Origin of the sequence: Bacteroides xylanisolvens (genome assembly GCF_018289135.1) — a bacterium.
GTDB classification, from domain to species: Bacteria; Bacteroidota; Bacteroidia; order Bacteroidales; family Bacteroidaceae; genus Bacteroides; species Bacteroides xylanisolvens.
Genome location: NZ_CP072216.1, coordinates 6,253,345 through 6,273,596, shown reverse-complemented (window position 1 = coordinate 6,273,596; position 20,252 = coordinate 6,253,345). Strand labels below are relative to the sequence as shown.

Genomic DNA, 20,252 nt, shown 5'->3' with positions numbered 1-20,252 from the left:
AACCAATGCTGAAACAAAAAACGCTGAAAGATAGCTTTTCACTGAGCGGGAAAGGTCTTCACACTGGACTTGATCTCACTGTAACATTCAATCCAGCTCCGGACAATCACGGATATAAAATCCAACGCATTGACGTAGAAGGACAACCAACTATTGACGCAGTAGCCGACAATGTAACAGAAACCACCCGTGGTACTGTATTGTCGAAAAATGGAGTCAAAGTAAGCACCATTGAACATGGTATGGCAGCCCTTTACGCATTGGGCATTGATAACTGCCTGATCCAAGTTAACGGACCGGAATTTCCTATTTTAGATGGTAGTGCACAATATTACGTACAAGAAATAGAACGTGTAGGAACAGTAGAACAAAATGCCGTCAAAGACTTTTATATTATCAAGTCTAAAATTGAGTTCCGGGATGAAACGACTGGTTCTTCTATCATTGTACTACCTGACGAGAATTTCAGTCTGAATGTACTGGTTTCTTACGATTCGACTATTATCCCGAATCAGTTTGCTACCCTTGAAGATATGCATAATTTCAAAGACGAAGTGGCTGCCAGCCGTACTTTCGTCTTTGTTCGTGAAATAGAGCCGTTGCTCTCCGCCGGATTGATTAAAGGTGGCGACCTGGACAATGCGATCGTAATCTACGAACGCAAGATGTCACAGGAAAGCTTCGATAAGTTGGCAGATGTGATGGGAGTACCTCACATGGATGCCGATCAGTTAGGCTATATCAATCACAAACCGTTAGTTTGGCCCAATGAATGTGCCCGTCACAAACTGCTTGATGTCATCGGTGACCTCGCTCTAATTGGAAAACCGATTAAAGGTCGTATCATCGCTACCCGTCCGGGACACACCATCAACAATAAATTTGCCCGTCAGATGCGGAAAGAAATCCGTCTGCACGAAATACAGGCACCAAGTTACGACTGTAACCGTGAACCAATAATGGATGTAAACCGTATCCGCGAATTGTTACCGCACCGCTATCCTTTCCAACTGGTGGACAAAGTGATTGAAATTGGTGCCAACTACATTGTAGGTATTAAAAATATCACAGCCAACGAACCTTTCTTCCAGGGACATTTTCCACAGGAGCCCGTTATGCCGGGAGTACTTCAAGTGGAAGCAATGGCACAAGTCGGAGGCTTGCTCGTCTTGAATTCCGTAGATGATCCTGAACGTTATTCTACCTATTTCATGAAAATAGATGGAGTGAAATTCCGTCAGAAAGTAGTGCCGGGAGATACAATCATCTTTCGTGTAGAACTGCTGGCACCTATCCGCCGTGGCATTTCTACCATGAAAGGATATGCGTTTGTCGGCGAGAAAGTTGTTTGCGAAGCAGAATTCATGGCACAAATAGTAAAAAATAAGTAATAATTGATATTTAAAAGCATGATAAGTCCTTTAGCGTATATCCATCCCGAAGCTAAGATCGGAGAAAATGTAGAAATTGCGCCTTTTGTATTTATAGATAAGAACGTAGTTATCGGCGACAACAATAAAATTATGGCTAACGCCAATATTTTATACGGTTCACGTATTGGTAACGGAAACACGATTTTTCCGGGTGCCGTTATCGGAGCCATTCCGCAGGACCTCAAGTTTCGCGGTGAAGAATCGACAGCCGAAATCGGAGATAATAATCTGATTCGTGAAAATGTAACAATCAACCGTGGTACGGCAGCTAAAGGGCGCACGATTGTGGGAAATAACAATTTATTGATGGAAGGTGTACACGTAGCACACGACGCATTGGTTGGTAACGGATGTATCATCGGTAACTCTACCAAGATGGCAGGCGAAATCGTCATTGATGATAACGCGATTGTCAGCGCCAATGTATTGATGCATCAATTTTGTCATGTAGGCAGTCATGTAATGATTCAGGGCGGATGCCGTTTCAGTAAAGATATTCCTCCTTACATCATTGCAGGACGCGAACCGATCGCTTTCAGCGGAATCAACATCATCGGCTTGCGCCGTCGTGGCTTCTCCAATGAAGTGATCGAAAGTATTCACAATGCATATCGTATCATCTACCAAAGTGGTTTGAACACGACAGAAGCATTGAAAAAAATAGAAGATGAATTCGAAAAGAGTCCGGAAATTGACTATATAGTCAATTTTATCCGTAATTCAGAACGTGGTATTATTAAATAAACAGTTCAAAATAGTCATATTATGATATACAGATTTACTATCATATCTGATGAAGTTGACGATTTTGTCAGAGAAATACAAATTGATCCGGAAGCAACTTTTTATGACTTCCATGAAGCAATACTGAAATCAGTAGGGTACGCAAACGACCAGATGACTTCTTTCTTTATCTGCGATGACGACTGGGAAAAAGGAAAAGAAGTAACCTTAGAAGAAATGGACGACAATCCGGAAATAGATAGCTGGGTAATGAAAGACACTGCTATCAGTGAACTGGTAGAAGACGAAAAACAGAAACTGCTATATGTATTCGATTACATAACAGAACGTTGTTTCTTCATCGAACTATCCGAAATTATCACCGGAAAAGATATGAATGGTGCCAAATGTACCAAGAAATCAGGAGATGCTCCCAAACAAACGGTAGACTTTGAAGAAATGACCGCTACCGGAGGTTCTCTTGATCTGGATGAAAACTTCTATGGAGACCAGGACTTCGACATGGAAGACTTCGATCAGGAAGGATTTGACATAGGTGGTGACACTAGCAGCCCATACGAAGAAGAAAAATTCTAAGTATTAAGCATCAAGTATTAGGTATTAATTGCTATGTAGTGTCAGGCAGTTAATACCTAATATTTTTTTTTAGTCCCGTACGCTTTAATACTTAATACTTCTATACTTAATACTTAAAAATCTATGCCTACTCTCATTGTTCTTATAGGTCCTACAGGTGTGGGGAAAACGGAGTTGAGCCTGCGCTTGGCAGAAACATTTCAGACAAGCATTGTATCTGCCGATTCGAGACAGCTTTATGCCGAATTAAAAATAGGCACGGCAGCTCCTACTCCCGACCAACTCAAACGTGTCCCCCATCAACTGGTCGGCACGCTCCACCTCACAGACTATTACAGCGCTGCCCAATACGAAACAGAAGCACTGGAAATTCTGGAGAAATTATTCACGCAACACGAAGTCGTGATTCTCACTGGTGGCTCAATGATGTATGTAGACGCTATCTGTAAGGGAATTGACGATATTCCTACCGTTGATGCGGAAACCCGTCAACTCATGCTACAAAAGTATGAAGAGGAAGGCCTTGAACAACTCTGCGCAGAACTTCGCTTGTTAGACCCGGAATATTACCGGATTGTAGATCTGAAGAATCCCAAGCGGGTAATTCATGCGTTGGAGATTTGCTATATGACCGGACGCACTTATACTTCTTTTCGCACCCAACAAAAAAAACAGCGTCCTTTCCGTATTCTGAAAATCGGCCTGACTCGTGATCGGGAAGAACTTTATGACCGTATCAACCGTCGGGTAGACCAGATGATGGAGGAAGGATTATTGGAAGAAGTACGTTCCGTACTTCCCTATCGTCACCTCAATTCACTCAATACAGTAGGCTATAAAGAACTGTTCAAATATCTGGACGGAGAATGGGAACTCTCCTTTGCTATAGACAAAATCAAGCAAAACTCCCGCATTTATTCGCGTAAACAGATGACCTGGTTCAAAAGAGATGAAGAAATAAAATGGTTCCACCCGGAACAAGAAACGGAGATACTAGCGTACCTCCGTCAATCTTTATAACATTATATTTTGACAATATTTAGAAACAGAAGACATCTAAAATCTACTGCTATTCTTCAGATGTAGTTACTTTTATTGTTGAAGTCACTGTATCATTAATAGCACGAATAGAAATTTGACGGGCTTGATATTCTTCTTTCACTAATAGATTTACTTCAATCACTCCATTCTTTCCCTTATCACCATAAGCAGCCAATGCAGTCTTATCTTTCAATACAGATATACTCCTAATACGATCAGGAGAAATATTCGCTAAAGGATCATCACCTGTAGCCTCTTTGCCATCAATTATAACCAAAGGTTTACCTCCATCAGCAGAACGAAACGTAGCTCCCCAACTCTTTGCCCCACTATTTAATGCATCCAACCTTGTTTTATTAATGCCTTCGATTTCAATCTTTCTCGGCGCAAACTTTTTTTCCGAATATAGTTTTATATCCATCACTCCATCCTTAGCCTTTTCTCCATAAATCTTAATAGCTTTTTCAGGACCTATGACAGACACACTTTCAATACGTTCAGGATTCAAAGCATTTACTACTTCACGTTCAGACTCTTTCCCATTAATAATAACCAAAGGTTTTCCTTCACCGGAAATTCCTTGTACCGAAATAGCCACCTTCTTTTTCCCGGATGTTAAGACAGAATCTTTTTTTTCTGTACGATAACCTACCACTACTACCTTATTCTTGGTAGTATCAATAGGCTCCTTAACAACATTTTCTTCACTCTTTTTTTCCACAATTTCCGCCAAATCATTAACTTTGACTGCAGAAATCTCTTCCACTTTTTCAGAGATTTCAGGACGGGCAAAAGCAGTTACTGCAATAGCTGCCAACGGAAGTACATACAGGTACTTCAACCGTGCCCACGGATTCGATTTTTCTTTTAACATCATAGTGATACGTTTTTTAAGTTTACTGTGATTAAAGCTGTTGGCCATAGAGTAGAGCCTTGTGCCAACGGCTTTTTTTATTAATAATAGTTGATATTCTTTCGCGTTTACACCCTCATTAATGACGGTCTCGTCCGCTTCATATTCGTGAACGTTCTGCAACTCCTGTTTCAACAACCATGCACCAGGATTGAACCATTGGAAAAAGATGCAAATATCCGCCACCAATAAATCTACTGAATGACGATGGTGGATATGAGCCATTTCATGAATAAGGATTTCCCTCCCGTTTTCCTCCAGGTCTTTCCGGCTGATGACAATATACTTCATCCAACTGAACGGAGCTATCTCCTGATTGTGCACCACAAGTGTAACTCCTTTCTCCAACTTCTCATGTTTGCCGGAATGTATCAACCGGAAGAGACAAATCAAAGAATAGATATTGCGACAGGCAAGAAACAGAATACCCGCCAGATAGACCAACAGAACAATCTGTACCCAAGATATGGCCGGCGTCTCCTGCACTGCACCGACATTGGCAGGAGTAGCCTCCAACTCTGCCATCAATAGCAATTGTTCAATGGAAAGCACAGCCTGCTGCACTTCAACCTGATGCCGGGTAGTTACTTCGATACAAGGAATGAGTAATGAAAAGAACAACACTCCCAATAAAGCCATACGATTGAAACGATGAAAGGTTTCCTTGCTAAGTAATAACCGGAAAAACAGGTAAAACAGAACAAGACAAACAGATGATTTTAATATATAAATGAAGAAAACTCCCATAGCATAGATTTTCGTTTAATAGATTAGTGTTTTTTGTCAGCCTGTTCCACTTCCTCGATGAGCTGTTTCAATTCATCCAAGGAAATATCTTCCTCCTTAACCAAAGAAGAAACGGCATTCAGGTAAGAATTATTAAAATACTTACTAATCACATTCCGCAGCGTTCCTTTACGAAAATCTTCTTCACTGACTACGGGATAATATTGATAGGTATTTCCGAAAGTATAATGAGCTAGAAAACCTTTTTCTTCCAACCCACGCACAATCGTAGATAGTGTATTGAAATGTGGCTTGGGATCTTCATAGAAAGCCAACATTTCCTTCACGAACAAGGGACCTTTTTCCCAGAAAAAGCCCATGATTTCTTCTTCTTTTGCTGTTAATCCTTTCATATCTGCAACTTTGTTTGCTGCAAATAACGAAAAGTTTTAGTTCATAAACTAATTTATCTAGTTAAAGTAAACTAAAAACTATAGTTAAGACGAAGAATCTACTATTAAACACCTGTGAAACAGATTTATTACATCTCTTTTAGCTCCACAGTTTATTGACAATAAAGTTGCCGATAAAGAATAAGTCGCCCATAAAAATAATGCTAAATACCAGAAAAGTGAAACAAGTACTCCACCGGGCTCCTCCCTCCTCTTCGCCACGTTTGATACGAAGCAGGGAACTATGTAAACAATCACCTGCTATGAATAGTACAAACAAACTCGGTATCAAGTCACCCCATGACACCAACCACAGATTATCACCCTTCCCCATCAGGAACGTCAATGCCACGGCCAATAAGAAGACAGAAGCATATTGCAAGTCTTTTCTTTTTGAATTCATAGTGGTAATGTTTAAAGTCCTTTTCACAAAGATATTGAATCTCACCCAATAATCCTTATCAAATCTATATAAAAATCGGTCAGGCTTTGTTGAATCTAAGTTTATTGTTACTTTTGCAAGTACGAATTAAAACCAAAACCGATTATAAACGCAGATGAAAAAGATCAGCATCACTTTATTACTCTGCCTTCTCTGTCTGACCGGAATGGCACAAGGACAAAAGGCACTCGATTTAAAAGATATTACCTCCGGACGTTTCCGCCCGGAAAATATTCAGGGAGTAATCCCTATGCCTGATGGCGAACACTACACACAGATGAACGCTGACGGCACGCAAATCATTAAATACTCTTTCAAGACAGGCGAGAAAGTAGAAGTGATTTTCGATGTAAATACCACACGCGAATGTGACTTCAAGAACTTCGACAGTTACCAATTCTCGCCCGACGGTCAGAAATTGCTGATTGCTACTAAAACAACACCTATTTACAGGCATTCATACACAGCTGTACATTACATTTACCCTTTGAAACGAAATGATAAGGGCGTTACGACAAACAACATTATTGAACGGCTGTCTGACGGTGGACCTCAACAGGTCCCCGTCTTTTCTCCGGACGGTACCATGATTGCATTTGTACGCAACAATAACATATTTCTTGTTAAGTTGCTTTACGGCAACAGCGAAAGCCAGGTCACAGAAGATGGCAAACAGAATTCGGTAATCAACGGTATTCCTGACTGGGTGTATGAAGAAGAGTTCGGCTTCGACCGTGCTTTGGAATTCAGCGCCGACAATACGCTGATTGCTTTTATCCGTTTCGACGAGTCGGAAGTTCCCTCCTACTCTTTCCCGGTATTTGCCGGACAAGCACCCCGCATTGATGCTTTAAAAGATTATCCGGGCGAATATACATACAAGTATCCGAAAGCCGGATATCCGAATTCGAAAGTAGAGGTACGCACGTATGACATCAAATCACATGTCACCCGTACAATGAAACTCCCATTGGATGCAGACGGATACATTCCGCGTATCCGTTTCACAAAGGATGCCAATAAACTGGCTATCATGACATTGAACCGCCATCAAGACCGTTTTGATCTTTACTTTGCCGATCCTCGTTCCACACTTTGCAAACTTATACTTCGTGATGAGTCTCCTTATTACATAAAGGAGAATATTTTCGATAATATCCAGTTCTATCCGGAATATTTCAGCCTGCTTAGCGAACGTGACGGTTACAGTCACCTCTATTGGTATAGCATGGGAGGTAATCTGATTAAAAAAGTTACTAACGGTAAGTTTGAGGTGAAAGATTTTCTGGGATATGATGAAGAAGACGGTTCTTTCTATTACACCAGCAATGAAGAAAGCCCTCTGCGCAAAGCTGTCTATAAAATAGACAAGAAAGGCAAGAAGCTCAAACTATCCCAACAGGTAGGAACCAATACACCGCTCTTCAGCAAATCAATGAAGTATTACATGAACAAGTTCTCCAACTTGAATACTCCGATGCTGGTTACACTGAATGATAATTCGGGCAAAACACTCAAAACGCTTATTACCAATGACGGTTTGAAACAAACATTGTCCGGATATGCTGTGCCACAAAAAGAATTCTTCACTTTCCAAACCACAGATGGCGTGAAGTTGAACGGCTGGATGATGAAACCGGTTAATTTTTCCGCATCTAAAAAATATCCGGTACTGATGTATCAATATAGCGGTCCGGGCTCTCAACAGGTATTGGATACCTGGGGAATCAGTTGGGAGACATACATGGCAAGCCTTGGTTATATCGTGGTATGCGTGGACGGTCGCGGCACAGGAGGTCGTGGAGAAGCTTTCGAGAAATGCACTTATCTGAAAATCGGAGTCAAAGAAGCCAAAGATCAGGTAGAGACTGCCTTGTATCTCGGCAAACAGCCATACGTGGATAAAGATCGCATCGGTATCTGGGGCTGGAGCTACGGCGGATACATGACTCTTATGAGCATGAGCGAAGGAACTCCCGTATTCAAAGCAGGAGTAGCAGTAGCTGCACCCACCGACTGGCGTTTCTATGATACGATTTACACCGAACGCTTCATGCGTACTCCGAAAGAGAACGCGGAAGGATATAAGGAATCATCAGCCTTCACCCGTGCTGACAAACTGCATGGAAACTTGTTGTTGGTGCATGGCATGGCAGATGACAATGTGCACTTCCAAAACTGTGCAGAATATGCCGAACAATTGGTTCAACTTGGAAAACAATTTGATATGCAAGTGTACACGAACCGCAATCATGGAATATACGGTGGCAATACCCGCCAACACCTATACACACGGTTGACCAACTTTTTCTTGAATAACTTATAATGACGGACAGAGTACGTAAGCCCGAATGGCTGAAAATTAATATCGGTGCCAACGAACGATACACCGAAACCAAACGGATTGTCGACTCCCACTGCTTGCATACTATATGCAGCAGTGGGCGTTGCCCTAATATGGGGGAATGCTGGGGAAAAGGAACTGCCACCTTTATGATCGGTGGTGACATCTGTACGCGCAGTTGCAAATTCTGCAACACACAAACCGGCCGCCCGCACCCGCTAGACATAAACGAACCTACCCATGTAGCAGAATCCATCGCACTGATGAAACTGGATCATGCTGTCATCACATCCGTAGACCGGGATGATCTGCCGGATTTGGGAGCAGCACATTGGGCACGTACCATTCAAGAAATAAAACGGCTGAATCCACAAACAACAATCGAAGTGCTCATCCCTGATTTTCAAGGCAGGATGGAGTTGTTAGATTTGGTAATCGAAGCCCGCCCCGACATTATTTCACACAATATGGAAACCGTACGCCGCATTAGTCCGCTAGTGCGCAGCGCGGCAAATTATGATACAAGTTTGCAAGTTATCAGACACATTTCCAGAAAGGGAGTTAAATCTAAAAGCGGCATTATGGTCGGACTGGGTGAGACCCCGGAGGAAGTTGAAACATTGATGGATGATCTGTTAGCAACCGGTTGCCAGATTCTTACCATAGGCCAATACCTTCAACCGACTCACCGGCATTATCCCGTTGCGGCATATATCACTCCGCAGCAATTTGCAGAATATAAAACTGTAGGTTTAGAGAAAGGATTCAACATCGTAGAAAGCGCTCCCCTTGTTCGTTCCTCCTACCATGCAGAGAAACATATTCGTTAGTAAACAAAACACATACCCTATTTGTTTTATAGATAGAACCGACAAATAAACATAAATATAGAGATGGCTCATAAAGGAATACTTTCTTCCGCATTTAACATGTCGCTGGGTTTTATCCCCGTTATTATTTCCATTTTATTGTGTGAACTTATAACGCAAGACACGGCTATTTACATCGGTACAGGCATAGGTATTATAGGTATATACCTTTCTTATCGACGTAAAGGATTGTTAATTCCTAATTTTATCCTCTATATAGCGACCGGAGTGTTAGCACTATTATCCGTAGCAGCTCTCATTCCTGGTGATTATGTTCCCCCCGGTGCGCTTCCACTTACGCTGGAAGTCAGTATTCTCATTCCGATGCTAAGTCTTTATATGCATAAGAAAAGGTTTATCAACCACTTCTTAAAACAGATAGGTTCTTGCAACAAACGTTTATATGCGCAGGGAGCAGAGGCAGCCGTTGTCTCTGCCCGCATTGCCTTGATTTTCGGAATACTGCATTTTATTATAATCAGCATCACCGTCATTTTCCAAAACCCACTAAGTAAGACAAGTCTGTTTGTACTCTATAAAGTGTTACCTCCTACTGTCTTTCTGATGAGTATCCTGTTCAATCAGATCGCCATCCGTTTCTTCAATCATTTAATGTCACACACGGAATATGTTCCTATTGTGAATACCAAAGGAGACGTGATCGGGAAAACACCTGCAATAGAAGCTGTTAATTACAAAAATGCATACATCAATCCGGTGATAAGAATTGCCATATCCACTCACGGAATGTTATTCCTTTGCGACAGGCCATCAACAGCCATTCTGGATAGAGGGAAAGTAGATATTCCCATGGAATGTTATCTTCGCTACGGAGAATCTCTGGAAGTAGGCGCCACTCGCTTAATCAACAATGCTTTTCCTCATGAAAAAGGTATCAAACCTGAATTCAATATCGTTTATCACTTCGAGAATGAAGTGACCAACCGTCTTATCTATCTATTCATTGTCGATATCAAAGACGATTCCATCCTTTGTACTCCCCGCTTTAAAAACAGTAAGCTGTGGAGTTTCAAACAGATAGAGGAGAACTTAGGAAAAGGCTTCTTCAGCAGTTGCTTCGAAGATGAATATGAACACCTGAAAGGCGTTATTTATATAAGAGAAAAATACAGGGAATCTTAGATAAATCGGGCACGTGTCCTTTCCAGTCCTTCACTGTACGCGTCTGTATATATTCTCCTTCACAAGTAATATTGGCAGCGATACAGAGCTTTGTTTGAGGACGGCAATTCAACAAAATATCTTCTACCATCTTATGATTTCGGTAAGGCGTCTCAATGAAAAGTTGCGTTTGATTTTCAGCATACACACGCTGCTCCAGTGCTTTTAGTTTCTTGGCACGTTCTCCCGGTTCAATCGGCAGATAACCGTGAAACGCAAAACTCTGCCCGTTAAAGCCGGAAGCCATCACGGAAAGGATAATGGAAGAAGGTCCGACCAAAGGAACCACTTTCAGCTTTTTACGTTGTGCGATAGCAACCACATCCGCTCCCGGGTCAGCTACTGCCGGACAACCTGCTTCGGAGATAACCCCCATTGAAGCTCCACCCACCAAAGGTTGCAGATAACCGGAAATATCATCAGGAGAAGTATGCTTGTTCAACGGGTAAAATGTCAATGCATCAATATCAATCTCCCGGTCCACCTTTTTCAGGAAACGCCGGGCAGAACGAACATCTTCGACTATAAAATACCGGATACCAGAAATGATCTCCTTATTATAAGAAGGCAATACCTTTTCAATAGACGTATCACCTAACGTCACAGGCAACAAATAGAGGGCAGTTTCCACTTTTAAAATTGAGAATTAAGACTATACTTTAATATTAAAAATCAAATAAGGTTTTGAGCGAAGCTAATTAAAAATTGAAAAATGCAACAGTTTAGGAAGCCAGATAGTTGGATTCACTTAACATCACATGATAATCAGTAAATTCCAGGAGATCTTTCAGTTTCATGTCCTTATGCTTTTTCATATAAGAGGCGATGATTCTTGCACCCATCCATGTTCCGATCAATGCCGGAGCTTGAGCACCCAACATATCGACAGCAGGAGCAGGCTTCATATAATAGCGGATCACCATCGGGTCTCGTGCATGCAGATGATCGTTGGTACAGATATAATTCCATATCTCCTTTTCATTCTCCTTACACCAGTCGTTTTCCTCCTTGGAATATCCCATCGCTTCGCCGATATCACTATATCCTAATAAGTTCTGCACGACGTAGTTGATTTTTCCGGAGTGCATCATCAAGTCAATCAAACAAGTACCCTCATGATAGTTCATTCCGTAACGGCTCAAAAGATAAAAAGCAAAACAATCCGGCACAATCCGTTCCGGACGCATCGAGCGACATTGATAATCGTAATAGAAACGCTTATAAAGAGGATAATCTTCCCCCATATATTTATCAAGACTGATTCCCAATAAAGAATCCACTAAAATAATAGATTCGTTGAAAGCGGATACTTGCGAATAGATAAACGGCACTTTCGTATCAGGCACTTCCTTTTTCAGTTTCCGAAATCCTTTGCTAAGTCCTTTTTCCACTTCATCCAGATTAGGATATTTTGCTTCTACATCGCTAAGCAAACGAACCAAAGTCGTATCCGAATAGAATTTTTGCAGACGTTGCGAGATGGTATCATCTTTCACTGTACCGATAGACAATACATCCTCAATCAGGATTTTCGTCGGCATACGGTAGTCCATCGTCAACTTCTGCATAGCAGAAAAACTGTTGGAGCGAACATATTCGCTCAACAGCTTATCATATCTCAGAACAGAAATCTCTTCTTCCTTCTGCTCCGTACCCTTTCCTGTGCTTATCCCGCAGGAGGCGAAAAGCATACTCATTAAAATAATAAGAAGAGAGATCCGTAGTTTCATATTTTTTTATCCGTAAATGATGTTACCATTTTCGTCCATATACTCATCGAGTCCTTTCTCGTAAGTAGCCATGGCACGAAGACTCATACCTACACTGGAGAATCCACCGTCATGGAATAAGTTCTGCATAGTTACCTTACGGGTAAGATCGGAGAACATCACGATGCAATAATCGGCACATTCGTCAGCCGTAGCATTTCCGAGAGGAGACATACGGTTGGAGAAATCAAACAGTTTATCCATACCCTTCACGCCCGAACCGGCAGTAGTAAATGTAGGAGACTGCGAGATAGTATTCACACGTACGCTATGTTCGCGTCCGTAGATGTAACCAAAGCTACGTGCAATAGATTCCAGCAATGCCTTTGCATCTGCCATATCATTGTAGCCGTAGAAAGTACGCTGCGCGGCCACGTAGCTCAAAGCAACGATAGAACCGTAATCAGCAATAGCGTTCAATTTCTTGGCCGACTGAATCATTTTATGGAATGAAACAGCTGAAATATCCAATGTCTTATCCAACATTCCATAGTCAAGGTCATCGTAAGTACGTTTTTTGCGCACGTTGGGAGACATACCGATAGAGTGGAGTACAAAATCAATTTGTCCACCCAGTATATCCATGGAGGTCTTGAATACATTTTGCAAATCTTCTACACTGGTGGCATCTGCCGGAATAACCTGGCAATTTAATTTCTGGGCCAAAGCGTCGACTTCTCCCATACGGATAGCCATCGGAGTATTTGATAATGTAATAGTTGCACCTTCTTCTACGGCACGCTCTGCTACTTTCCAGGCAATAGACTGATCGTTCAAAGCACCGAAGATAATACCTCTTTTTCCTTTCAACAAGTTATAACTCATATCTTTTAATAGTTAAATTTTGTGCAAAGATAGGAACTTTCTGCATAAAAACACGAGAAGTGTGCAAATAATAGACAGAAATGACAAAAAATACACGTATTCTATCAATTAGTCCACATCCTCTTGGGGTTTGCCACCTATCTTTGCAATCGATAATTAAGAGGTTTTTTCATAATATTTATTTAAGGTTAGAATTAGGTTAACATGAATTTGTCTTATTCCTCTCCTGCAGGCTGCCTGCGACAGATCGCCTGCGGAAGGACATAAGAATTATGAAATCGCCCTCATTAATCATCACCCAATTACCAAGAAAAACAATAGATGTATAACCCTATAGAAATAAGTTACTAAATGAACACATTGACAAAAAGACTCTTCTGGATGGCCCTATGCTGTTTACCGTTTATCTCATCAGGATGTAAACAAAGCGAGACTACCGTAAAAGAAAGCTCCATCAGTGACGCTCTTTACCAGAATTTACCTTTTGAAATGCCGAAAGTACAGCAACCGGTTTTCCCTGCTTACGAAGTAAACATTGAGAAATTCGGAGCCAAAGGAGACGGTCTGTTCCTGAATACCAAAGCTATCAACGATGCTATTAAAGACGTGAATCAACGCGGAGGGGGTAAAGTGATTATCCCGGAAGGTGTCTGGTTGACTGGTCCGATCGAGCTGTTGAGCAATGTAAATCTATATACGGAACAAAATGCGCTGGTACTTTTTACCGGTGATTTTGAAGCATATCCTATCATTGCCACTTCTTTCGAAGGACTCGAGACTCGTCGTTGCCAATCACCGATTTCAGTACGCAATGCAGAAAATATAGCTATCACCGGACATGGTACATTTGACGGAAACGGTGACTGCTGGCGTCCGGTAAAAAAAGGAAAGCTGACTGCTTCACAATGGAAAAAGCTGGTAAACTCGGGAGGTGTTCTCGACGAGAAACAAGAGATATGGTATCCCACTGCCGGCTCACTGAGAGGTGCAATGGCTTGCAAAGACTTCAATGTCCCCGAAGGTATCAACACAGATGAAGAATGGGCTGAAATCCGTCCATGGTTACGTCCGGTGTTGTTAAGCATCGTCAAAAGCAAGAAGGTGCTGTTGGAAGGAGTTACTTTCAAAAACTCACCAAGCTGGTGTCTGCACCCATTGTCTTGCGAAGATTTCACAGTAAATAATATCATGGTCATCAACCCCTGGTATTCTCAAAACGGTGATGCTATCGACTTGGAATCTTGTAAAAACGCTCTAATTATCAATAGTGTGTTTGATGCGGGAGATGATGCCATCTGTATCAAATCCGGTAAAGACGAAGATGGACGCCGTCGTGGAGAACCTTGCCAGAACGTTATCGTGAAAAACAATACAGTATTGCACGGACATGGCGGATTCGTGGTAGGTAGTGAAATGTCCGGCGGTGTGAAGAATATCTATGTAGAGGACTGCACATTTATGGGTACAGATGTAGGTTTACGTTTCAAGAGTACCCGCGGACGTGGCGGTGTGGTAGAAAACATCTACATTAACAATATCAATATGATTAATATTCCGAATGAACCCTTATTGTTCGACTTGTTCTACGGTGGAAAAGGTGCCGGTGAAGAATCGGAAGAAGATCTGTTGAGCCGTATGAAAACTGCCATTCCTCCGGTGACAGAAGAAACACCAGCTTTCCGCAATATTCATATTTCCAATATTGTTTGCAGAGGTTCGGGACGTGCCATGTTCTTCAACGGACTGCCGGAAATGCCCATCAGCAATATTACCGTTAAAAACGTTGTGATGACGGAAGCTGCGGATGGAGTTGTTATCAGTCAGGTAGACGGAGTTACTTTGGAAAATATTTATGTAGAATCTTCTAAAGGTAACAATATATTAAACGTTAAGAATGCCAAGAATCTGACTATAGACGGAAAGGTATATGAGGAATTAGGTGCAAAAGAGGAGATTTTAAGTCTCAAATAAAAAACTCATTGCCATTCTGTGATGCAAAATAGAAACCACAATATCATTATATAGAGTAAAAAGCTCAAATAGCAGACTATAATCTCCTCAAAAGAGACACAGTCTGCTATTTTTTCTGCTATTTTTGCAAGGAGAAATACGACGTATAATTTCAGCCTTAGAAACATGAAGAAGAATCTTTTTATTATTACTTTCTTTTTAGGAGCTTTCAGCCTGTCTGCCCAAACGCAGAAACAGGAGAAAACCATCACAGTTGAAGTACAAAACAACTGGAATCAGCCCAAAGCGGATGCTCCGGTTGTTATCAATCTACATGAGTTGCACGCTGGTTTCAAAGTAAAATCAGCCGTTGTCATGGAAGGAAGGAAGGAAATTCCTTCGCAGTTGGACGATTTGAACCGGGACCGCAAGATGGACGAACTGGTCTTTGTTGCCGATCTTCCTGCCCATGGTAGAAAAACATTTCAGGTTACACTTTCTTCGGAAAAGAGTACAAAGACTTATCCTGAACGAGTTTATGCCGATATGTTTATTGTAGACAACAAGAAAGGTAAACATCAACGGGTACAGGCTATCACCGTTCCCGGCACTAGCAATATATACAGCATGGTACGTCCTCACGGTCCGGTTTTGGAATCGGAACTGGTAGGATACCGTCTTTATTTCAATGAAAAACAGACACCGGATATTTACGGCAAGTTCAACAAAGGACTGGAAATCAAAGAATCGCAGTTCTATCCGACGGATGAGCAGTTAGCTAAAGGATTCGGAGATGACGTACTTCGCGTGTTCGACAGTTGCGGACCGGGTGCATTGAAAGGTTGGGACGGACAAAAGGCAACCCATATTACTCCAGTGGACACTCGTACAGAACGTATCGTCTCTTATGGACCGGTACGTGTAATTGCAGAAATAGAAGTAACCGGATGGAAATATCAGGACCAGGAACTGAATATGATGACACGCTACACGCTTTATGCCGGACATCGCGATCTTCATATCGAAGCATTCTTTGACGAACCGCTCGATAAAGAAATTTTCTGCACAGGTGTGCAAGACATCGTAGGTACTTCCAAATCTTTCTCCGATCATAAAGGACTCGTAGGAAGTTGGGGAACGGACTGGCCGGTAAACGATACCGTAAAATATGCTAAAGAAACTGTAGGGCTGGGCACTTGTATTCCCCAACGTTATGTAAAATCGGAAGAAAAGGATAAAGCCAACTTCCTTTATACAATTACCGCCCCGGGAAATAAATATTTCCAGTATCACACGACTTTCACCTCGATGAAAGAGACATTCGGATATAAAACGCCGGAAGCATGGTTTGCTCATCTCCGCGAATGGAAAGAAGAGCTGGCTCATCCGGTGACAGTGAGAATAAAAGATAACCGCCCCAATAAATAGGGTAGAAACAAATACAACTAAACAAAAATTACGAGGTATCTACCAATTTTTCTATGACTCTGCACAAATATTCCTCCTTGTGCAGAGTCTTTTTATTTACCTTTGCCATCAGATAAAACCAACGAATCATATCTATAAATAATCTATCTATAACATGAAACGATTGACACAGACTTTAGCCTTTTGCTTATTAACGGTTTTCACCGCAGTAGCACAGAAGAACTATGTATCTGAAGTATGGGTTTCCGACCTCGGAAACGGTAAATACAAAAATCCGGTGCTTTATGCCGACTATTCCGATCCGGATGCTTGCCGTGTAGGAGATGATTTCTATATGACTTCATCCAGTTTCAACTGTTTGCCGGGATTGCAAATCCTTCATTCTAAAGATTTAGTCAACTGGACAATCATCGGTGCCGCAGTTCCCAATGCCCTCTCCCCTATCGAAACTCCGGAACGGCCGGAACACGGCAATCGCGTATGGGCTCCGGCTATTCGTCATTACAACGGTGAGTTTTACATCTTTTGGGGAGATCCCGATCAGGGAGCTTTTATGGTGAAAGCCAAAGATCCGAAAGGTCCGTGGAGCGAACCGGTCTTGGTGAAAGCGGGAAAAGGTATCATTGACACTTGCCCGTTCTGGGATGAAGACGGAAAAGTATATATGGTACACGCATACGCAGGAAGTCGTGCCGGACTGAAAAGTGTAATCACTATCTGCGAACTGAATGCAGAAGCAACAAAAGCGATCACTCCTTCCCGTATAATTTTCGACGGTCACGAAGCACATCAGACTTGCGAAGGTCCTAAAATGTACAAGAGAAACGACTATTATTATATCTTCCATCCGGCCGGCGGTGTGCCGACAGGCTGGCAGGTCGTATTACGTTCTAAAAACATCTACGGTCCTTACGAATGGAAAACAGTACTTGCGCAAGGTAACTCTCCTGTCAACGGTCCTCACCAAGGTGCATGGGTAGATACTCCTACCGGAGAAGACTGGTTCCTCCACTTTCAAGATGTCGGTGCTTACGGACGCATTATGCATCTCCAACCGATGAAATGGGTGAACGACTGGCCTATTATCGGTATTGATAAAGACGGTGACGGCTGCGGAGAACCTGTTTTGACTTACAAGAAGCCAAATGTCGGTAAAACATATCCTATCTGCACTCCACAAGAAAGTGACGAATTTGATGGGTATACACTTTCTCCGCAGTGGCAATGGCATGCTAACATTAATGAAAAATGGGCGTATTATGCAGGTGACAAAAGCTATGTCAGATTATACTCTTATCCGGTAGTAGAAGATTATAAGAACCTGTGGGATGTAGCCAACCTCTTATTACAAAAAACTCCTTCTGATAATTTTACCGCAACAATGAAACTGACGTTCAGCCCTAACCAAAAGAATAAAGGCGAACGCACTGGACTTGTCGTTATGGGCAGGGATTATGCCGGACTTGTTCTAGAAAATACAGACAAAGGTTTGGTTCTGTCGCAAGTTGAATGTGACAGAGCAGATAAAGGCAAACCAGAAGAAGTGAAAGCCGCTGTTGATCTTTCGCAAAACACGGTTTATCTGAAAGTGCGTTTCAGTTGTGACGGAAAGAAAATCAAGGGTAGTGAAGGCGGACATGACCTCATTGTGATGTGTAATTTCAGCTATAGCCTCGACGGAAAGAAATATGAATCATTAGGTGTTCCTTTCCAGGCAAGAGAAGGACAATGGATTGGTGCCAAAGTCGGTATGTTCTGTACGCGTCCGGCTATTAAAACGAATGACGGCGGTTGGGCAGACGTTGACTGGTTCCGTATTACGAAGAAGTAATCAAAGTATATATAAGGATGAAAAAAGATTGTCCCACAACTTTCAAGCAGTAGCGGGACAATCTTTTTTATCTTCTTTAAACTTACATACAAGCCCAGCCAAATTTACGAACAAGCTCTGCAAGCAGACTACGGTCTTTTATTGGCAAATTAATGACCACATTCTCGCGCTTCTCTCCAGATAAAACATATCCCTCAGCCGGCAATTTATCTTCCAACAATACACTTTCCTTTAATAACGTTTTCTGGTATTCACCCGATTGAAACACAACATCGTAATACTCATGTTCATTTTCAGGCTGTAGATAGAGTAAACGCAAATCGGCTTTACCTGCTAAGAAGGATTCAAGTCTACGTGTAGAGATACGTATTCCCGTATAGCGATAAACCGTCTCATCATCATATAAAAGACAAAGATACAGTGTATCAAAGGCATCTCTTGCCACAAAAAGCTGAGGCACATCACAGAAATCCAGAATTTTGTCTATCCTTAACACATCTTCCATTCCCATAATCAGACTATTTTAGCTTGTAAAACATTAAAATCCTTTGTTCTCCACCAAGAATAATGTGCTATATCAAATGTTTTCTTTAACACTCCATCTTTTGGTTCCAATATGACTAAAGCAATATTTGCCTTCTTGAACTTAGGAAGCTTTAATCTTTTCTCCGCTTCTTCCCTCTCTGAAAATAGAGAGACTGCCCTTGTCACACATTCATCTATTCCTAATCCTTTAAAGACCTTATCCGGCTGCATTTTTCTTTGCGAAAAGAAATCTTCTGTTGTAACAGGATTACCATTTGCAATTCTATAATAACAGCCTTCGCACCGCTTCGCATCTGTTGGGGGACATTGTTCAGGCAATGCCTCAAACCATTCTGCATTCATTATTCTTTAGTTTTTCGCAAAGTTAAGCCAATCTGGTAGAATAACAAATATATTTCCGGCTTTGTTGTTCATTCGATATTCTCTAAACTATTGCCTCATTCTTCCCAATCTCATTTTTTTAGTATACCTTTGCAGAATAAAAGATTTAAATATAGAATTAACTATAAACATAAGCCTTAATGAAAAAACTAATAATATTCGATTTGGACGGTACATTATTAAATACTATCGCAGACCTCGCCCATAGCACTAATTATGCTTTGAATAAATTAGGATACCCCACACACGATGTAGAAAAGTATAACTTCATGGTAGGAAATGGTATCAACAAACTCTTTGAACGTGCATTACCCGAAGGAGAAAAGACAGAAGAGAATGTGCTCCGGGTAAGAAAAGAGTTTATTCCTTATTATGATATTCACAATGCAGACGATAGTCGTCCTTACCCGGGTATTTCAGCGTTATTGTCTTATCTGCAATCCGCAGGCATTCAGATTGCCGTAGCCTCCAACAAATATCAGGCCGCTACCGAGAAACTGGTTGCCCACTACTTTCCGGAAATTCATTTCACTGCCGTTTTCGGCCAACGGGAAGGAGTAAATGTCAAACCTGATCCAACAATCGTTTTTGATATATTAAAACTTGCCGATGTACGAAAAGAAGATGTTCTTTATGTAGGTGATTCCGGTGTAGACATGCAAACAGCAGCCAATGCCGGTGTAACCGCTTGCGGAGTGACATGGGGATTCCGACCACGCACGGAACTAGAAGAATTTAATCCGGCATATATGACAGATGTGGCCGAAAAAATAAAAAAAATGGTCTTTTAACGATGATAT

General features: G+C 41.7%; 19 protein-coding genes. 11 read left to right on the top strand and 8 right to left on the bottom strand.

Annotated features, from left to right (window positions below):
- Positions 1-5: 5 nt before the first annotated feature.
- The 4 genes from INE92_RS25380 (at position 6) to miaA (ending at position 3,773) form a co-directional block, all read left to right on the top strand.
- Positions 6-1,391: a bifunctional UDP-3-O-[3-hydroxymyristoyl] N-acetylglucosamine deacetylase/3-hydroxyacyl-ACP dehydratase gene (locus INE92_RS25380; protein ID WP_004301699.1), complete on the top strand. Its 1,386-nt coding sequence runs from the start codon at positions 6-8 to the stop codon at positions 1,389-1,391.
- 18 nt (positions 1,392-1,409) lie between these two features.
- Positions 1,410-2,177, top strand: coding sequence for an acyl-ACP--UDP-N-acetylglucosamine O-acyltransferase (lpxA, locus tag INE92_RS25375; RefSeq protein WP_004320906.1), 768 nt, complete (start codon positions 1,410-1,412; stop codon positions 2,175-2,177).
- Between the two features lie 21 nt (positions 2,178-2,198).
- Positions 2,199-2,753, top strand: a complete 555-nt coding sequence (locus INE92_RS25370; RefSeq protein ID WP_008645481.1) for an IS1096 element passenger TnpR family protein — start codon at positions 2,199-2,201, stop codon at positions 2,751-2,753.
- A 123-nt stretch (positions 2,754-2,876) separates the two neighbouring features.
- Complete coding sequence (miaA, locus tag INE92_RS25365; RefSeq protein ID WP_008645483.1) at positions 2,877-3,773, top strand: tRNA (adenosine(37)-N6)-dimethylallyltransferase MiaA; 897 nt, start codon at positions 2,877-2,879, stop codon at positions 3,771-3,773.
- Positions 3,774-3,822: 49 nt separating this feature from the next.
- On the opposite strand, the gene INE92_RS25360 is transcribed toward miaA, so the two are convergent.
- From INE92_RS25360 to INE92_RS25350, 3 genes are all read right to left on the bottom strand, one after another.
- Entirely contained in the window at positions 3,823-5,454 is a 1,632-nt protein-coding gene (locus INE92_RS25360; RefSeq protein ID WP_008645485.1) for a M56 family metallopeptidase, read from the bottom strand.
- A gap of 23 nt (positions 5,455-5,477) precedes the next feature.
- On the bottom strand, positions 5,478-5,846 hold the full coding sequence (locus tag INE92_RS25355) for a BlaI/MecI/CopY family transcriptional regulator (RefSeq protein WP_004301694.1): 369 nt from the start codon (positions 5,844-5,846) through the stop codon (positions 5,478-5,480).
- A 139-nt stretch (positions 5,847-5,985) separates the two neighbouring features.
- Positions 5,986-6,288, bottom strand: a complete 303-nt coding sequence (locus INE92_RS25350; RefSeq protein WP_004301693.1) for a hypothetical protein — start codon at positions 6,286-6,288, stop codon at positions 5,986-5,988.
- A 154-nt stretch (positions 6,289-6,442) separates the two neighbouring features.
- On the opposite strand from INE92_RS25350, the gene INE92_RS25345 reads away from it, so the two are divergent.
- The 3 genes from INE92_RS25345 to INE92_RS25335 all read left to right on the top strand — a co-directional run bounded on the left by INE92_RS25345 (position 6,443) and on the right by INE92_RS25335 (position 10,683).
- Positions 6,443-8,653, top strand: a complete 2,211-nt coding sequence (locus tag INE92_RS25345) for a S9 family peptidase (protein WP_008645487.1) — start codon at positions 6,443-6,445, stop codon at positions 8,651-8,653.
- On the top strand, positions 8,653-9,501 hold the full coding sequence (gene lipA, locus INE92_RS25340; RefSeq protein ID WP_008645494.1) for a lipoyl synthase: 849 nt from the start codon (positions 8,653-8,655) through the stop codon (positions 9,499-9,501). Before INE92_RS25345 ends, lipA begins: the two co-directional genes overlap by 1 nt.
- Before the next feature lie 63 nt (positions 9,502-9,564).
- Positions 9,565-10,683: a hypothetical protein gene (locus tag INE92_RS25335; RefSeq protein ID WP_008645495.1), complete on the top strand. Its 1,119-nt coding sequence runs from the start codon at positions 9,565-9,567 to the stop codon at positions 10,681-10,683.
- Here the strand turns inward: INE92_RS25335 and INE92_RS25330 are convergent.
- The 3 genes from INE92_RS25330 to INE92_RS25320 form a co-directional block, all read right to left on the bottom strand.
- Complete coding sequence (locus INE92_RS25330; protein ID WP_008645497.1) at positions 10,649-11,353, bottom strand: SAM-dependent methyltransferase; 705 nt, start codon at positions 11,351-11,353, stop codon at positions 10,649-10,651. The two genes, INE92_RS25335 and INE92_RS25330, sit on opposite strands and share 35 nt — an antisense overlap.
- 91 nt (positions 11,354-11,444) lie before the next feature.
- A complete protein-coding gene (locus INE92_RS25325) occupies positions 11,445-12,452 on the bottom strand; it encodes a gliding motility protein GldB-related protein (protein ID WP_008645499.1) in 1,008 nt (335 codons plus the stop codon).
- 6 nt (positions 12,453-12,458) lie between these two features.
- Positions 12,459-13,316: an enoyl-ACP reductase FabI gene (locus tag INE92_RS25320; RefSeq protein WP_004301687.1), complete on the bottom strand. Its 858-nt coding sequence runs from the start codon at positions 13,314-13,316 to the stop codon at positions 12,459-12,461.
- A 351-nt stretch (positions 13,317-13,667) separates the two neighbouring features.
- On the opposite strand from INE92_RS25320, the gene INE92_RS25315 reads away from it, so the two are divergent.
- The 3 genes from INE92_RS25315 to INE92_RS25305 all read left to right on the top strand — a co-directional run bounded on the left by INE92_RS25315 (position 13,668) and on the right by INE92_RS25305 (position 18,525).
- Positions 13,668-15,287, top strand: a complete 1,620-nt coding sequence (locus INE92_RS25315) for a glycoside hydrolase family 28 protein (protein ID WP_004301686.1) — start codon at positions 13,668-13,670, stop codon at positions 15,285-15,287.
- 165 nt (positions 15,288-15,452) lie between these two features.
- The gene (locus INE92_RS25310) at positions 15,453-16,694 is read left to right on the top strand and encodes a DUF4861 domain-containing protein (protein ID WP_004301684.1); all 1,242 of its coding nucleotides are present in this window, start codon (positions 15,453-15,455) and stop codon (positions 16,692-16,694) included.
- Positions 16,695-16,848: 154 nt separating this feature from the next.
- The gene (locus tag INE92_RS25305) at positions 16,849-18,525 is read left to right on the top strand and encodes a glycoside hydrolase family 43 protein (RefSeq protein ID WP_004320923.1); all 1,677 of its coding nucleotides are present in this window, start codon (positions 16,849-16,851) and stop codon (positions 18,523-18,525) included.
- 82 nt (positions 18,526-18,607) lie between these two features.
- Here the strand turns inward: INE92_RS25305 and INE92_RS25300 are convergent, their stop codons facing one another.
- A complete protein-coding gene (locus INE92_RS25300; protein WP_004301681.1) occupies positions 18,608-19,036 on the bottom strand; it encodes a DUF6575 domain-containing protein in 429 nt (142 codons plus the stop codon).
- 2 nt (positions 19,037-19,038) lie between these two features.
- Positions 19,039-19,413: a hypothetical protein gene (locus tag INE92_RS25295; protein WP_004301677.1), complete on the bottom strand. Its 375-nt coding sequence runs from the start codon at positions 19,411-19,413 to the stop codon at positions 19,039-19,041.
- 179 nt (positions 19,414-19,592) lie between these two features.
- On the opposite strand from INE92_RS25295, the gene INE92_RS25290 reads away from it, so the two are divergent.
- Complete coding sequence (locus INE92_RS25290) at positions 19,593-20,243, top strand: HAD family hydrolase (RefSeq protein ID WP_004301675.1); 651 nt, start codon at positions 19,593-19,595, stop codon at positions 20,241-20,243.
- The last annotated feature ends 9 nt before the right edge of the window (positions 20,244-20,252 follow it).

Excerpts from the sequence above, each read along its gene's own strand:
- INE92_RS25295 (WP_004301677.1), bottom strand. The coding sequence starts at position 19,413 with ATGAATGCAGAATGGTTTGAGGCATTGCCTGAACAATGTCCCCCAACA.
- INE92_RS25320 (WP_004301687.1), bottom strand. The coding sequence starts at position 13,316 with ATGAGTTATAACTTGTTGAAAGGAAAAAGAGGTATTATCTTCGGTGCT.
- miaA (WP_008645483.1), top strand. The coding sequence starts at position 2,877 with ATGCCTACTCTCATTGTTCTTATAGGTCCTACAGGTGTGGGGAAAACG.
- lipA (WP_008645494.1), top strand. The coding sequence starts at position 8,653 with ATGACGGACAGAGTACGTAAGCCCGAATGGCTGAAAATTAATATCGGT.
- INE92_RS25345 (WP_008645487.1), top strand. The coding sequence starts at position 6,443 with ATGAAAAAGATCAGCATCACTTTATTACTCTGCCTTCTCTGTCTGACC.
- INE92_RS25360 (WP_008645485.1), bottom strand. The coding sequence starts at position 5,454 with ATGGGAGTTTTCTTCATTTATATATTAAAATCATCTGTTTGTCTTGTT.
- INE92_RS25310 (WP_004301684.1), top strand. The coding sequence starts at position 15,453 with ATGAAGAAGAATCTTTTTATTATTACTTTCTTTTTAGGAGCTTTCAGC.
- INE92_RS25350 (WP_004301693.1), bottom strand. The coding sequence starts at position 6,288 with ATGAATTCAAAAAGAAAAGACTTGCAATATGCTTCTGTCTTCTTATTG.
- INE92_RS25315 (WP_004301686.1), top strand. The coding sequence starts at position 13,668 with ATGAACACATTGACAAAAAGACTCTTCTGGATGGCCCTATGCTGTTTA.
- INE92_RS25380 (WP_004301699.1), top strand. The coding sequence starts at position 6 with ATGCTGAAACAAAAAACGCTGAAAGATAGCTTTTCACTGAGCGGGAAA.
- INE92_RS25335 (WP_008645495.1), top strand. The coding sequence starts at position 9,565 with ATGGCTCATAAAGGAATACTTTCTTCCGCATTTAACATGTCGCTGGGT.
- INE92_RS25305 (WP_004320923.1), top strand. The coding sequence starts at position 16,849 with ATGAAACGATTGACACAGACTTTAGCCTTTTGCTTATTAACGGTTTTC.
- lpxA (WP_004320906.1), top strand. The coding sequence starts at position 1,410 with ATGATAAGTCCTTTAGCGTATATCCATCCCGAAGCTAAGATCGGAGAA.
- INE92_RS25355 (WP_004301694.1), bottom strand. The coding sequence starts at position 5,846 with ATGAAAGGATTAACAGCAAAAGAAGAAGAAATCATGGGCTTTTTCTGG.
- INE92_RS25370 (WP_008645481.1), top strand. The coding sequence starts at position 2,199 with ATGATATACAGATTTACTATCATATCTGATGAAGTTGACGATTTTGTC.
- INE92_RS25325 (WP_008645499.1), bottom strand. The coding sequence starts at position 12,452 with ATGAAACTACGGATCTCTCTTCTTATTATTTTAATGAGTATGCTTTTC.
- INE92_RS25300 (WP_004301681.1), bottom strand. The coding sequence starts at position 19,036 with ATGGGAATGGAAGATGTGTTAAGGATAGACAAAATTCTGGATTTCTGT.
- INE92_RS25290 (WP_004301675.1), top strand. The coding sequence starts at position 19,593 with ATGAAAAAACTAATAATATTCGATTTGGACGGTACATTATTAAATACT.